Annotated in this window: 10 protein-coding genes and 1 tRNA gene; 3 read left to right on the top strand and 8 right to left on the bottom strand. The window is 43.2% G+C overall.

Annotation, left to right across the window (positions count from 1 at the left end; translation table 11 throughout):
- Positions 1-6 precede the first annotated feature (6 nt).
- A complete protein-coding gene (atpA, locus tag NQ518_RS01815; protein ID WP_227205576.1) occupies positions 7-1,596 on the top strand; it encodes a F0F1 ATP synthase subunit alpha in 1,590 nt (529 codons plus the stop codon).
- A 3-nt stretch (positions 1,597-1,599) separates the two neighbouring features.
- Positions 1,600-2,574, top strand: coding sequence for a F0F1 ATP synthase subunit gamma (locus tag NQ518_RS01820; protein ID WP_227205574.1), 975 nt, complete (start codon positions 1,600-1,602; stop codon positions 2,572-2,574).
- A 382-nt stretch (positions 2,575-2,956) separates the two neighbouring features.
- Here NQ518_RS01820 and NQ518_RS01825 read toward each other — a convergent pair.
- The 8 genes from NQ518_RS01825 to NQ518_RS01860 all read right to left on the bottom strand — a co-directional run bounded on the left by NQ518_RS01825 (position 2,957) and on the right by NQ518_RS01860 (position 13,430).
- Positions 2,957-3,047 (bottom strand) — tRNA-Ser (locus tag NQ518_RS01825).
- A gap of 101 nt (positions 3,048-3,148) precedes the next feature.
- Positions 3,149-4,087, bottom strand: a complete 939-nt coding sequence (locus NQ518_RS01830) for an IS30 family transposase (protein ID WP_227208636.1) — start codon at positions 4,085-4,087, stop codon at positions 3,149-3,151.
- Between the two features lie 294 nt (positions 4,088-4,381).
- Positions 4,382-4,810, bottom strand: coding sequence for a hypothetical protein (locus NQ518_RS01835; RefSeq protein WP_227204910.1), 429 nt, complete (start codon positions 4,808-4,810; stop codon positions 4,382-4,384).
- A 127-nt stretch (positions 4,811-4,937) separates the two neighbouring features.
- Positions 4,938-7,658, bottom strand: a complete 2,721-nt coding sequence (gene ppdK, locus NQ518_RS01840) for a pyruvate, phosphate dikinase (RefSeq protein ID WP_227961020.1) — start codon at positions 7,656-7,658, stop codon at positions 4,938-4,940.
- 265 nt (positions 7,659-7,923) lie between these two features.
- Positions 7,924-8,406, bottom strand: coding sequence for a low molecular weight protein-tyrosine-phosphatase (locus NQ518_RS01845; protein WP_227204912.1), 483 nt, complete (start codon positions 8,404-8,406; stop codon positions 7,924-7,926).
- Positions 8,399-9,781, bottom strand: a complete 1,383-nt coding sequence (locus tag NQ518_RS01850; RefSeq protein ID WP_227204913.1) for a DNA recombination protein RmuC — start codon at positions 9,779-9,781, stop codon at positions 8,399-8,401. Before NQ518_RS01850 ends, NQ518_RS01845 begins: the two co-directional genes overlap by 8 nt.
- Positions 9,782-9,830: 49 nt before the next feature.
- A complete protein-coding gene (locus NQ518_RS01855) occupies positions 9,831-11,129 on the bottom strand; it encodes an MATE family efflux transporter (RefSeq protein ID WP_227961018.1) in 1,299 nt (432 codons plus the stop codon).
- 93 nt (positions 11,130-11,222) lie between these two features.
- Positions 11,223-13,430 carry a RelA/SpoT family protein gene (locus tag NQ518_RS01860; protein WP_227961017.1) on the bottom strand — a complete coding sequence of 736 codons (2,208 nt, stop codon included), beginning with the start codon at positions 13,428-13,430 and terminating at the stop codon, positions 11,223-11,225.
- Between the two features lie 137 nt (positions 13,431-13,567).
- Between NQ518_RS01860 and NQ518_RS01865 the strand changes: the two genes are divergently transcribed.
- Positions 13,568-15,085, top strand: coding sequence for a DUF4301 family protein (locus NQ518_RS01865; protein WP_227961015.1), 1,518 nt, complete (start codon positions 13,568-13,570; stop codon positions 15,083-15,085).
- Positions 15,086-15,405: the final 320 nt, after the last annotated feature.

Raw genomic sequence — 15,405 nt, forward strand, 5'->3', positions numbered from 1 at the left:
AATAAAATGTCAGACAAAATAAAACCAAGCGAAGTGTCAGACGTACTACTTCAACAACTAAGTGGTGTCAGCTCGGACAATCAGTTTGAAGAAACTGGTACCGTACTTAACGTGGGGGATGGTGTGGCTCGCGTGTACGGTTTGCAGAATGCCGAAGCTAACGAGTTGCTCGAGTTTGAGAATGGTGTGATAGCCATTGTGATGAACTTGGAGGAAGATAACGTCGGTTGTATTCTTTTGGGGTCATCATCCGCCATCAAAGAGGGGATGGTTGTGAAACGTACCCATCGCATCGCATCCATCCGCGTGAATGACAACATGCTTGGACGTGTCATCAACCCTCTTGGTGAGGCTATTGACGGATTGGGCGAGCTCGATTTGACAGAATCGTTTGAAATGCCGCTGGATCGTAAAGCTCCGGGAGTGATTTACAGACAACCCGTGAAAGAACCGCTGCAGACAGGATTGAAATCTGTAGACTCGATGATTCCAATTGGTAGAGGACAACGTGAGTTGATTATTGGTGACCGTCAAACTGGTAAAACAGCTATTGCGGTTGACACTATTATCAACCAGAAGAGCTTTTATGATGCAGGCAAACCCGTTTACTGTATTTATGTAGCCATCGGCCAAAAAGCATCCACTGTTGCAAACCTTGTTCAGACATTAAAAGAACGTGGTGCTTTACCTTACTCCATCATCGTTTCTGCTACAGCCGCTGACCCAGCTGCCATGCAATACTATGCGCCGTTTGCAGGCGCTGCCATCGGTGAATATTTCCGCGATCGAGGGGAGTCAGCTCTTGTGGTATATGATGATTTATCTAAACAGGCCGTTGCTTACCGCGAGATTTCACTGATTCTACGTCGTCCTTCTGGGCGTGAAGCTTATCCGGGTGATGTGTTTTATCTACACTCTAGATTGTTGGAACGGGCTGCTCGTATCAATGACCAGCAAGAGGTAGCCGAGCAGATGAACGACTTGCCCGAGTGCCTGAAGGGTCATGTCAAAGGTGGTGGTTCATTGACAGCCTTGCCAATTATTGAAACCCAGGCAGGCGATGTGTCAGCCTATATTCCTACCAATGTTATCTCTATTACAGACGGACAGATTTACCTTGAGTCCAATCTCTTCAATCAAGGTTTTCGACCTGCTGTCAACGTGGGTATCTCCGTGTCACGTGTTGGTGGTAGTGCTCAGATCAAGAGTATGAAAAAAGTTGCCGGAACTTTGAAAATTGATCAAGCCCAGTATCGTGAGCTTGAAGCATTCTCCAAGTTCTCAAGTGATATGGATTCGGTAACAGCCATGACACTTGATCGAGGAAGAAAGAACAATCAGTTGTTGATACAACCACAATACAGTCCTGTTCCTGTGGGCGAGCAAGTTGCCATTCTATATTGTGGCGTACATGGCTTGCTGCATGATGTGCCAATTGATGAGGTTCGAACATGCCAAGATACCTTTTTGGAAGCCATGCGCACCAAACATGCTGATGTACTGAAGGTTCTTGAGTCAGGCCAATTAACAGACGAAGCCATCCAGACCATCGAGCAAACCATGAGCGAAGTGACAGCTTCTTACAAAGTTTCATAGCCTATGCCGTCACTCAAAGAGATTAAGACACGTATTGCCAGTGTCAAGAATACCCGAAAAATCACCAGTGCGATGAAGATGGTTGCATCTAGCAAACTTCATCATGCACAGGTCAGAGTAGAGAATATGCTCCCATACGAAAATATGTTGGAGCATATTCTTAAGTCATTTCTTATTTCTACACCAGATGCTGATACGCCATTTGATGCCGTACGTCCTAACTTGAAACGCGTGGCATTGGTGGTTTTTTCTTCAAACAGCAGTCTATGCGGTAGTTTTAACATTAATGTGTTGAAAATGATGCAACAGGCTGTTGAAGATTACCATCGTCTCGGAATTGATAAGGATAACATTATTATTTATCCTATTGGCCGAAAAGTTGCAGAGCGTGCTGTAAAGATGGGGTATAAAACTGCTGGGAATTTCGTTGAATTGGCTGATAAGCCTAATGCACAGACCTGCCAAAAGATTGCTCATGAAATTGCACAGAAGTTCCTTAACGGTGAGTATGACAAGGTCGAGATGATATATCATCACTTTAAAAGTGTAGGTTCTCAGATTCTGACTCGTAAAACCTTCTTACCCATTGACTTGTCAACCGAGATTGGATGGGGAAATGATCGTGATTTGAAATCTTCTTACACGACGGCAAGAGCACAGGAATATCTGAGGAAAAAGAATCTAAAAGTTGAAAGGAAAGAGATAGATGTCCAGCCATTGAACGATGACTTCATTGTAGAGCCTGATGTCAAGACTGTATTGGGCACCTTGATACCCAATCAATTACACCTCATGTTCTATACGGCATTGCTAGATAGCAACGCAAGTGAGCATGCCGCTCGAATGGTCGCTATGCAGACAGCTACCGACAATGCAGATGACTTGCTTCGTTCACTCAATTTACAGTATAACAAGGGTAGACAGCAAGCCATTACAAACGAGTTGCTGGATATCGTTGGCGGGACTATCAATAACTAAACAATTTGATGTAATTGAACAAAAAAGTTCGAGACAACACAATGATGTTATCTCGAACTTTTTTGGTTTATGTTTTGAGTACCAAAAGTATACCCAAACAGACGAGTGCTCAAAGTCTATGCTATTGGTGCTCAAAGTCTATGCTATTGGTGCTCAAAGTCTATGCTATTGGTGCTCAAAGTCTATGCTATTGGTGCTCAAAGTCTAAGCTATTGGTGCTCAAAGTCTAAGTTATTAACACACCATGTCTAAGCTATTAACACGCAAAGTCTAAGTTATTAACACGCAAAGTCAATGCTATTAGTGCTCAATGTCAATGCTATAAAAGCTCAAACTCATTGACTTTGGTAAGCAAAGTCAATGAGTTTGAAGTCTCTTTTGTTGGCGGAAGATGAGGGATTCAAACCCCCGATACCCAAAAAGGGTATACCGGATTTCGAGTCCAGCGCATTCGGTCACTCTGCCAATCTTCCTAAATGAGTGTGCAAATGTAATAATAATTTGGCAATGCCCAAAATTTTTTAACCATTTAATATGCTTAGCGCATCTGTAGAGTCAACCAGCAAGTGCAAAATTACAAAACGTGTTTGAAGAATTCTCGTTTTGGTGTAGAAAAGTTTAATTTTTCTCTCGGTCTTTCGTTCAATTTCTTTTGTATCGACATAATTCTCTTGTCTGTGTAATGTTCAAACGAATCCTTTTTCGGTATATATTGTCTGATCAGCTTATTTGTATTCTCAATAGCTCCCTTCTGCCATGAGCAATATGGATCAGCGAAGTACACGGGCACGCCTAAGAACTTGGTAATGTCCTTATGTGCCGCAAATTCAGGCCCGTTGTCTGTTGTAATGGTCTTCAGACAATCCTTGTATGGCAGCAGCAGTTTCCTGACCACCTTTGCCAGGGGCTTTGACTGCTTCCCGAATGGCAGTTTCTGCATGAGCAGCATATTGGTGGACTTCTCCACCAGCGTGAGTATGGCGTGCTGGGCAGGGTCTACGATCAAGTCCATCTCAAAATCCCCGAATCTCTTCCCGTCAACTTCCTTGCTTCTTTCATGGATGCTCACCCTGTCCTTGATTGGAAGATGTCTGCCCTTGGGACGATGCCTGTATTTCATCTTATGCCTTGTGTGCCTGGCAAGTTCCCCTGTCGTGTCATTGTGGATGATGTTATAGATGGACTGGTGGGACACCTTTATCCCCTCGTTCTTGCGCAGATAACCAGATATTTGTCTTGGAGACCACTGGTCATTGATGATATATTCCTTGATTCTCCAGACCAATTCGTCGGAGAGTTTGGAGTTCTTTACCGTTCTATTTCTGCGCTGCATAGCCATGTCGTGCGCCTTTGTCCAGATATACTTTCCTGATGGCGTGCTGTTGTTCTTTAGCTCACGACTGATCGTAGCTTCACTCGTACCCACAATGAGGGCAATTTCTTTTCTCTTTATTTTCTTTTGGAGTAAGGCGAAAATTTGCGACCTTTGCTCCGAGGTTAATTGATGATACATATACAATACAAAGTTAATTAATCTTTGGGAGACTGCGGTCTCCCTTTTGCTTTTTTTGTATTGCTGATTGTGCTCTTCGGGGGCTTCGCGCCCCCGGCCGCATGGCAACCTCCGCGGTGTTTTTCATGTTTTTTGTACAATCCAAACACCAACAATTTTTGCACTTCGATTTTGAATCTTTAGCATGTGCTCCAACTGGAATGGGTAAGATGAAGCCATGTGTTTATTCAACAGTTATATGGTAGCTTTGCACCACGCTTTCATTGAACACAAAAAATAGAACAAATGCATGAATTAGAATGGACCGTAAGTCAATTCAGCATTCCATACACCTTGTCTTTTGGCTGTCGAGATGGTAAACAAGTGCCCTATGCCTTTTGGTGATAAACCGCCTTTATAGAAATATGAGCCATCTTCATAATCTTCTGATAGAGGATGTTTTTTACCCAGCTCTTTAGACAACGCTTCTACTTTTTTATCGGCACCTATTTTATTTTTGGCTCTCATGAAAAAGCGAGCTTCATTTAATTTATCATTCTTGAACTTGAAGATGACTAAGTCAAATTTAAAATTATGATAGGTCATATTCTTGAATTCAATAGCTTGTTGGTCAATGGTTGTAGGTTCACCAAACTCGGCCTTAATGTCCGTCAGCGCTTGTTGGTATTCTGAACCGATACTGACAGTTGCCACTTTTGCACCATTGTCAGCTTGTGTATTCATGAAAAAGAAACAACTAAGGATGAGAATAAATAATCTTGATAACATGTCGATTTTAAGTTAAGACCAGGTAGCCTGTGTTGATACACGCAACTACCTGACCTATTGCTGTTGATAAATGTGAAAAGTCTTATCCCTCGACTGCTGCCTGAGCCGCTGCTAAGCGGGCGATAGGAACTCTGAACGGTGAACAACTAACGTAGTTAAGACCTACCCTATGACAGAATTTCACGGAAGTAGGCTCACCACCATGCTCACCACAAATGCCACATGTAAGATTCTTACGAGTGGAACGACCTTTTTCTACGGCCATTTTAATAAGCTGTCCTACGCCATCTTGGTCTAATACTTGGAACGGATCTACCTTTAATATTTTCTGCTCCAAATAAACAGGCAAGAAACCTGCGATATCATCACGGCTATACCCATACGTCATTTGAGTAAGGTCATTCGTTCCAAAGCTAAAGTACTCAGCGCGTTCAGCAATCAAGTCGGCTGTAAGAGCAGCTCGAGGAATTTCAATCATTGTTCCTACATGGAAAGGTATTTCAATTCCCTCTTCTTCAAACAGTTGTTTTGCCGTGTCTCTAATTACTTTTTCTTGCACATCAAACTCTTTCACGATACCAATCAGTGGCACCATAATCTCGGGACGTGGGTCGTATCCTTCCTTCTTCAATTGAATAGCGGCACCCAAGATGGCTTTTGTCTGCATGGCAGTAATCTCTGGATAGGTGTTGCCCAGACGACAGCCACGATGGCCTAACATGGGGTTAGCCTCACTTAAACTGTTTACTCGTTTTTGAATTTGGTGCACACTGACACCCATATCCTTGGCCATGATTTCTTGTCCAGCCAAATCATGAGGAACAAATTCGTGTAGCGGTGGATCCAGCAATCGGATGTTAACGGGATATCCGTCCATCGCTTTCAATATGCCATAGAAGTCTTGTTTCTGATAGGGTAGGAGCTTCTCGAGAGTTTTCTCACGGCCGTCTTGGGTTTCAGCCAAGATCATTTCTCGCATGGCCTTGATCTTTTCATTCTCAAAGAACATGTGTTCTGTGCGACAAAGGCCAATGCCAACTGCACCAAAATTACGTGCAACTTCAGCGTCATGCGGTGTGTCTGCATTGGTACGTACCACCAACTTGGTATATTTGTCGCAAAGCTTCATAAGCTCTGCAAAGTCACCAGTAACTTCAGCCGGGCGTGTTTCAACCTCGCCTTGGTATATTTCGCCTGTTGAGCCATTGATAGATATATAGTCGCCCTCATGGAGAACGATGCCGTCTATCTCTACTATGCGCTCTTTATAGTTCACATTGATGGCTCCTGCGCCCGATACACAGCATTTGCCCATACCTCTGGCAACAACGGCAGCATGTGATGTCATACCTCCACGAGCTGTCAGGATGCCTTCTGCAGCAGACATGCCAGCCAGGTCTTCCGGAGATGTTTCCATACGTACCATGACAACTTGATGTCCAGCCTCGTGCCATTTAACAGCATCGTCTGCAAAAAATACGATTTGTCCGCTTGCAGCACCTGGTGAAGCGGGTAATCCTCTGGTGAGAACTTTGGCTGTGCCGAGTGCAAGCTTATCAAATACTGGGTGCAATAGTTCATCCAGCTTATTGGGTTCGCAGCGTTTTAGTGCTGTCTTTTCGTCAATTTCTCCTTCATGCAGCAAATCCATGGCAATCTTAACCATAGCGGTACCTGTGCGTTTTCCATTTCTGGTCTGTAAAAACCACAGTTTGCCTTCTTGTACAGTGAACTCCATGTCCTGCATGTCATGGTAATGCTTCTCCAGCTTGTCTTGAATATTGTTCAGCTGCTCGTAGATTTCCGGCATGGTTTCTTCCATGGAAGGATATTGGGATTTGCGTATTTCTTCGCTAATATTCTGCTGCTTGGCCCATCTCATACTTCCTTCTTTGGTGATTTGTTGCGGCGTTCTGATGCCCGCAACAACGTCTTCACCTTGCGCATTGACCAAATATTCTCCATTGAAACGGTTCTCACCAGTTGCTGCGTCGCGGGAGAAGCATACGCCAGTGGCAGAGGTATTACCCATGTTACCAAACACCATGGCCATGACAGAAACGGCTGTACCCCATTCTGCGGGTATGCCTTCCATCTTGCGGTACAAGATAGCTCTCTCGTTCATCCAGCTGTCAAACACCGAACAAATGGCTCCCCAGAGTTGATCCATGGGATCGGTAGGGAAGTCTTTTCCTGTTTGTTTCTTGATGGCATCCTTAAATCTAACAACCAATGTCTTGAGGTCATCAACGGTCATTTCATTGTCAAGCTTCACTCCACGTTTGGCCTTGACATCCATGATGATTGCTTCAAATGGATCGATATCTTCTTTGTTCGCTGGTTTCATTCCGAGAACTACATCACCGTACATTTGTACAAAACGGCGGTAGCTGTCATAAGCAAAACGTTCATTTCCAGTTTTCTTCACCAAGCCTTCCACCACATTGTCATTCAGTCCTAGGTTCAAGATGGTATCCATCATGCCTGGCATGGAAGCGCGAGCTCCTGAACGTACGGATAGCAGCAACGGATTGGATGCATCACCGAACTTTGAGTTCATCAAAGTCTCAATGTGCTTGACTGCACGTTCAACGTCACCCTTTAAAAGTTCAACAACCTCATCTCTTCCTTTGTCAAAATATTCATTACAAACATCTGTCGTAATGGTAAAACCAGGAGGAACTGGAACGCCTATTAAATTCATTTCCGCAAGGTTAGCACCCTTGCCACCAAGCAGATTTCTCATATCTGCTTTACCTTCAGCTTTTCCATTGCCGAAGGTATAAACTCTTTTTACATCCATACCTTAAAGTATTCTCTTAATTTATTTATTTTATGCTTTTGCAAAAATAACAATATTTTATAATCTTACAAAATATTTATACAGAAAAGTGCAATGTATACATTGCATTTATAAGGATTAAAAAATATAGGAACTCGTGTACTCATGCAGCCTCATATAATATCGAGGCAATTGATGAAATGCCAGAAGATTATAAATATACGATTCGTAGGGTCTGCTCTTCAGTCAGTTAAACCGAGCTCGCGTGGAATTACAAATGGCCAGCTTATTTTCCATTTAATTGAATAAATAACTCTTTACAAGCGATTTCTATCAAGTCAAGCGCATATTTAAAATCTTCATCTCCTCCATAATATGGGTCTGGTACCACATCAACGTTCGGCTTGTCTTTTAGGTAACTTGCCAGCATTTCTACCTTCTGGCCATCTTCTTCGGTAGCTGCCATAGCGGTAATCATGCGTTTGTTTTCTTGATCCATGACATAGATATGGTCAAATTTCGCAAAATCATCCGCATTGAACTGGCGAGCACGGCTATCAAACCGATATCCTCTTTGTGCACCATGTTTTCTCATTCTATGGTCGGGTAGTTGTCCGATGTGCCAATCTCCAATGCCTGCTGAGTCGATGACGAATTCATTTTCCATGCCAGCAGCCTTGACAATGGATTTCATTACGCCCTCTGCCGCCGGACTTCTGCAAATGTTTCCTAAACACACGAATAACAATCTCTTTTTTGTCTTACTCATTTTCGCTTTCTTCTGTGATGTCCAATACGTCAGGTTGGGCCATGGGAATCTGTTGGTTAGCACTTTCTTTTACGCCTAATTCTTTCAGTTCGTTGGCCTTCTGTACAATACTTTGCCGCCCCGTATAAGCCTTGTTGTAAGCTTCCCCATAGTCTTTATGAAGCATGTCAATGTCTTTGCCAATCTTGTCAAATCGTTTTATGAATTCGCCTACACGTTTCAATAATTCTTCAGCCAAGGCGAAAACCTTCTTTTGGTTTTCTGTTTGTGCGTATTGTCTCCAAGCTATCTGAATCATACGCAATATGGCCATTAAGTTTTGTTGGCTGGTGATGAACACCTGTTTGTCGAAAGCCTCACTCCATATCTTTGGATCCGTGTCTAAAGCCAGCTGCAAAGCTCCTTCGTTTGGAACGAACATGATGACGAAATCAATGGCTTTTCGTGGCGAATGTACATATTTGCTATAGTCTTTCTTGGCGAGATTGGTGGCTTGTGTGCGTATACTGCTCACCAAATCGGCTGCAAACTTTTTCTTGAGCGCTTCTTCTTCGGTGTTAACATATTGATAATAGGCATCAATTGACATCTTGGCATCAATGATGACGTCTTCATTGTTTGGGTAATGTAGAATGACATCAGGAATCATCCGCCTTCCTGTATCATCATTTTTAATCACATTTCCCTTTTCATCTGTTAATGTGTGCTGGATGTCATAATCAATGCCGACCTTGTAACCTTGACTTTCCAGAATGTCTGTCAGCATGCGTTCACCCCAATTGCCTTGTGCCTTGTTCCCACCTCTAATTACATTGGTCAGTCGGGTTGCGGTGGATTCAATCTTCTGTGTCTGTAAACTCATCTCTCTGAGTTGTTGTGATAGCGAGGCAGTATTCTTAGATGTTTCTGTATTTGTGTGCTGAATGGCTTGTTGCAATTGCTCGATGTTCATCTTAAGCGGTTTTGTTAGATGTTCCATCGATTCGTTGTTGGTTGTCTTCAGCCTTTCCGACGTCTGTTCTAAGATGCGTGTTGCCAAATTTGAGAATTGCTCTTGAACGGTCTTCAGTTGTTGTTCAAATTGTTCGCGGCGCATTTCTGTCTCTTTCGAATGCGATGCTTGTTCTGATTCCAGCTGCGTAGTTACTCGCTCCAGTTCAAGTTTGATAGTTATCAACTGTTGCTGTTGTTCTGCTTGCTCACGCTGAAGTCGGTCACGTTCTGCTTGCAACTGTGTGCCAAGTTCTTGTTCGTGCGCCAATTGTTGATTAGACAAAACGTTCTTGGTCTCCAGCTTTTTCAGCTTTCCATTTAAAAAGAAAAAAACGATGATTGCTCCAATGACGAGCCCTATGGCTAAGTATATGAATTCCATATTGCAAAGATAATTGATTTGATATGCATCTCAAAGCGTTGACGACATTTTATTTTTGTACCCAATTCAGATGCATTCTTCGATACAACAACCATTGTATGCCACCTCTCAAGCCTAAATAGACGATGAAAGCCAACCACAGCGCGTGATTTCCCAAGTAGCTTTGTAGGGTAAGGTACAGCACGAAGAAGACAAGAGCTGATACCACTGAAGATACCAGCATGCCCCTTGTGGCCGTGAGTCCAATAAATATACCGTCATAAACAAAGGCCGATACGCTGACAATAGGAATCATCACAGCCCACCAGAAATATGCTTCGGCAGATTGAACGACAACAGCTTCGTTGGTCAACAGCATCAGAAAGCCATTGCCTCCAACTGCGTAGACCAGCGTGAACACCACGGCCATGATGGCTCCCCATGCGAACAAGCTACGATAGACCCTGTCAAAGGCCAGCTTATTCGCTGCACTATAATACTTCCCGCTAAGGGCTTCTCCGGCGTAAGCAAATCCATCCATAACGTAAGAGAAGAGGGTGAACAAAGTCATCAAGAGCGTATTGACAGATAGGATGATGGCTCCTTGCCTCGATCCGGCTGAAATGAAAAAGAAATTGACACCAACCAAGAAAAGCGTTCGTATGAAAATGTCCCCGTTGACGGCAAAGAATCGAACCATCGTACTTCGCTTAAACAAGTCATCTTTCCAATTATATTCAGCCAATCTGCCATAATATCGCTTCCAGCAGTACAAGGCAAGAAGGAAACCGGTCCACTGTGCCGTCAAAGTTCCCAACGCAACACCTTGGATTTTCATGCCAAATCCAAATACAAAACTAACGCTTGCAACGATATTCACGATGTTTTGAAAGATGGAGACCAACATCGGAATTCGCGTATTTTGCATACCTATAAACCATCCTGTCAGTCCGTATAAGCCCAACATGGCTGGTGCGCCCCAAATGCAAATGGAAAAATAAATTGCTGCCTGTTCCGCAATTTGTTCGGTGGGCTGCATGATGGTCAGCGCCATCCAACGAATTGGAAGTTGGAAGACGATGAAAATCGCAGCAATCGCCGTACTGATAGTCAGCGAACGAACCAACAATCTCATGGCTTCGGTCAAATCACGTCTTCCTAATGCCTGAGATGTCATGCCGCTGGTACCCATCCGCAAGAAACCAAAGAGCCAGTACAGCACATTGAAAATCATGGTGCCAATGGCGATGGCTCCAATATAAATCACATCACCCATGTGCCCGACAATGGTTAGGTCGATGATACCTAATAGGGGAACAGTGATATTTGAGATGATGGATGGCAACGCCAACTTAAATACTTGCTTCATAATTGCTGCCTAAGACAATGCAAAATATACTGATTTTTATCATGATACTTGGCTGGAGTCTGCATGAAAAGAGAGGGCGAAAAGATTCTTTATTTACAGTCTGGTTACTTGTTTTACCCCTTTCACCGTTTGTAATTTCTTGATCAAAGCATCCAGCCTCGTCACATCATCCAATTGAACAGAAAGATTACCACTGAACAATCCGTCGTTTGAATCGATATTGATGGAACGCATCACTATCCTCTCTTCTTTGGATAGAATGCTGGTAATGTTGTTAACTATTCCGATATCGTCATTCCCAATGATGCGCAGTACGATGGTGTATAAGGCCCCATTTTGTCCGCTCCATCTGGCTTTCACCATTCGATACCCAAATCTCTTCCTCATTTCCGGCGCGTTGGGACAGTCTTTCCTATGTATTTTAATGCCGCCACTTACCGTTACAAACCCAAAGACGTCGTCACCATAGATGGGATGACAGCATTGAGCCAACGTGTAATCGATGCCCTTCAGGTTCTTGTCGATGACCAACACGTCAGATTGGCTGGTCATTTGTCCGTCAGGATGCTCCAAACTGAACTCATCGGCACGTTGAACTGGCTTCAGCGTGTTAACGTTCAATTCTTTGTCACGCAGTTCTATATACCTGTCAATGATATCGTTAGGATCAAGTTTCTCGTCAGCTATTTGCTTGTAAAAATCCGAAATCTCCTTGTATCCCATCTTCTTCACCAGGTGGTTCATGATGGTTTCTTCCAGTTCCACCTTCTTGTTCTTGAACCTCCGCTCCAGTAATTCCTTGGCATAAAGCCCATCTTTCACCTGAGTTTCTTTCAACGCCAGGCGTATTTTGGCTTTCGCTTTGCTGGTCTTGACGATTTTCAGCCAACTCTGGTTTGGTTTTTGGTTGCTTTGCGTCAATATCTCAACCGTGTCACCCGATTTCAATTGTTCTCTGATAGGAACGTTCTTGTTGTTGATACGCGCGCCAACACATTTGCTTCCTACGTCAGAGTGGATGTAATAGGCAAAGTCCAAGACCGTAGCCCCGTTAGGGAACTTCTTGATTTCACCTTTTGGTGTGAACACATATACCTCGTCTTCGTAAAGATCCAGTTTGAACTGATCCATTACTTGCAAATCGTCACCCGCTTCCAAGGCTGTTCTTATGCTGGCCAGCCATTCGTCGATGTTGCCCTGACTCTTGATGCCTTTATATCGCCAATGCGCAGCCAAACCCCGCTCTGCAATCTCGTCCATTCGTTCAGTACGTATCTGTACCTCAACCCATTTGTTCTCTGGTCCTAAAACGGTGATGTGCAAACTCTCATATCCATTGGATTTTGGAACCGAAAGCCAGTCGCGCAATCGCTTTGGGTTGGGCTGATACATGTCCGTGATGATGGAGTAGACCTGCCAACATTGCATCTTTTCTTTCTCCAAAGGCGCATCCAAGATAATACGTATGGCAAAAAGATCATAGATACCTTCGAAGTTACATTTCTGCTTCTTCATCTTTTGCCAGATAGAATGGATGCTCTTGGTGCGTCCCTTCATCTGAAATTTCAACCCTGCATCTTCCAACTTCTGCTGAATAGGATTGATGAAGCTCGCGATATAACTGTCACGAGCCTTTTTCGTCGCATTGAGCTTATCCTTAATCATGTAATAAGCATCATGCTCAAGGTATTTCAAACTCAGGTCTTCCAGCTCGCTCTTCAGTTGATAAAGCCCCAATTTATGGGCTAAGGGAGCATACAAATAGCTTGCCTCCTCACTCACCTGTCGCTTTGCCTCCACGTTTTCAGCATCTCTGATATGGCGCATCAAGTTCACACGGTCAGCAATCATAATCAAGATAACACGCATGTCCTCAGCAAAGGTGAGCAGCAGATTCCTGAAATTCTCACTTTCAACCACAGGGTTCTTGCTATACAGTGCATTAATTCTTACCAGACCATGAATGATATGTGCTACTACCTCACCATATTTCGCGCTAACGTCATCGATGTCCAAGTAACCGTTGACCACACTTTGGTACAGCAAGATAGCAACCACGCCATCCCTTTTCAGGCCAATTTCGTTGACGGCAATTTCTGCTGTCTGCATCGAGTTTAACACTGGGTTCAACCCAAAGGCATCTCTTGTGATGAGGCCATTCTCCAGAGATGTCTTCAAATGCGATTTGATGTTTGCTTCATCGTTTTCCTGAAAAGAATCGCCAATTGTTTCTTTGATGCGCTTGAATATGGCTATGTATTCAGATTTTTCCGACGCAAGGAATTCAAACTTTGTATCCATCTATTTGCCTTAAAGTATACATGCAAAGATAATGTTTTTATTGTAAACTAATGTGTATTTCATGAAAAGTAACTATCTTTGTATCAAATACGCAAACTTATACTTATATCCTTCCGCTAATTTATAAAGAACTCAATATGACACAACAAGATCTTCAACAAATTTCTCAAAAAGGTATTACAGAAGAACAAATCAATCAACAGTTGGAAGACATTAAAAACGGCTTCCCATTTCTTCCAATCAAGGCGGCAGCCAGTGTTGAGTATGGTATTGTTTTGCTGGACGAAGTAATGAAAAAGCATTACGTAGAATTGTGGAACCAGTACAAACAGGGCGACCATCGCATCGTAAAGTTTGTACCTGCTTCGGGTGCAGCCAGCCGTATGTTCAAAAATCTCTATGCGTTTTTGCATGCCGACTATACGGTTCCAACGACAGATTTCGAAAAAGAGTTCTTCACTAACCTCAAGAAATTTGCTTTTTATGAAGAACTCACAGAGGTATGCGAGCAAAACGAAGGTGTAAAAGCGGCTAAGCTTATCGCCCAAGGTCAATATAAAACGGTGGTGGAGAACCTTTTGGAGCCAAAAGGACTCAATTATGGCAACCTGCCCAAGGGGCTGTTGTTGTTTCATGAATATGACGATGCGCCACGTACACCCATGGAAGAACATTTGGTAGAAGCTGCTTTATATGCCAGCTGTCATGGCGACTCTTACATTCATTTCACGGTATCACACCAGCATTTGGAACTGTTCAAGCAGCGGGTTGAAAAGGTTGTTGATAGATTCACAAAGCGATACAAGGTACAATTCCATGTGTCGTTCTCCGAACAAAAGCCCAGCACCGACACCATCGCAGCGAACATGGATAATACGCCATTCAGAAATGAAGACGGAACTTTGCTCTTTAGGCCGGGAGGTCATGGTGCCTTAATCGAAAACCTCAATGACATTGATGCTGATGTTGTTTTCATTAAAAACATCGACAACGTGGTTCCTGACCGCTTGAAGACCGATACCGTTACCTACAAGCAGGTGATTGGTGGCGTGTTGATTGAGCTACAGGAAAAATGTTTCAAATGCTTGCGCCTGTTGGAAAGTGGTAAATTCTCTCATGATGAGTTGGAAGAAATCATACGATTTGTACAACGTGACCTGATGTGCCGCAATGAGAAATTGAAACACATGGAAGATGAGGTGCTCTTCCCGTATCTTCGTGGAAAGCTTAACCGCCCCTTGCGTGTGTGTGGGATGGTCAGAAATATTGGTGAACCCGGTGGAGGTCCTTTCATTATTTATAGCAAAGACGGCGCTACCAGTCCGCAAATCCTTGAGTCCAGTCAGATAGACAAGAACAATGAGGAATATGTTAAAATGTTCAATGAGGGAACCCATTTCAATCCGGTAGACCTGGTTTGTGCTTTGAAAGATTATCAGGGAAAGCCATTCAACTTGCCCGATTTCGTAGACAAGGAAACTGGTTTCATCTCTACTAAAAGTAAAGATGGTAAAGAGTTGAAAGCATTAGAGTTACCTGGATTGTGGAATGGAGCCATGAGCAATTGGAATACGGTATTCGTAGAGGTTCCATTGTCCACATTCAACCCAGTAAAAACCGTGAATGATTTGTTGAGAGAGCAACATCAACCCTAATCTTTCACGCTGCTGGCTGATTTTAAAATAATGATTGCACCCATGGAAAGGTGTACGTTAAACCTTGAACATGTCAAGACTTAGCGTACACCTTTTGCTTTGAATGCGTCGAACAAATGTTGCTTCATATAGCTGTTTCTTTCCTCCGTAGGTGTTAAATTCTTCTTGCTGCTACATTTTGATGAAGGAGATTGGTGACAGAATGGCTCATTATATTTAGGTATGAAACAACCCTGAAATAGGTACTTCTTTCTTGTATTCATCAATCAAATACCTAAATATTATGATTGTGCCATTCGTAAATAATTTATATTTTTGCA

This window comes from Hoylesella buccalis ATCC 35310 (assembly GCF_025151385.1).
GTDB classification, from domain to species: Bacteria; Bacteroidota; Bacteroidia; order Bacteroidales; family Bacteroidaceae; genus Prevotella; species Prevotella buccalis.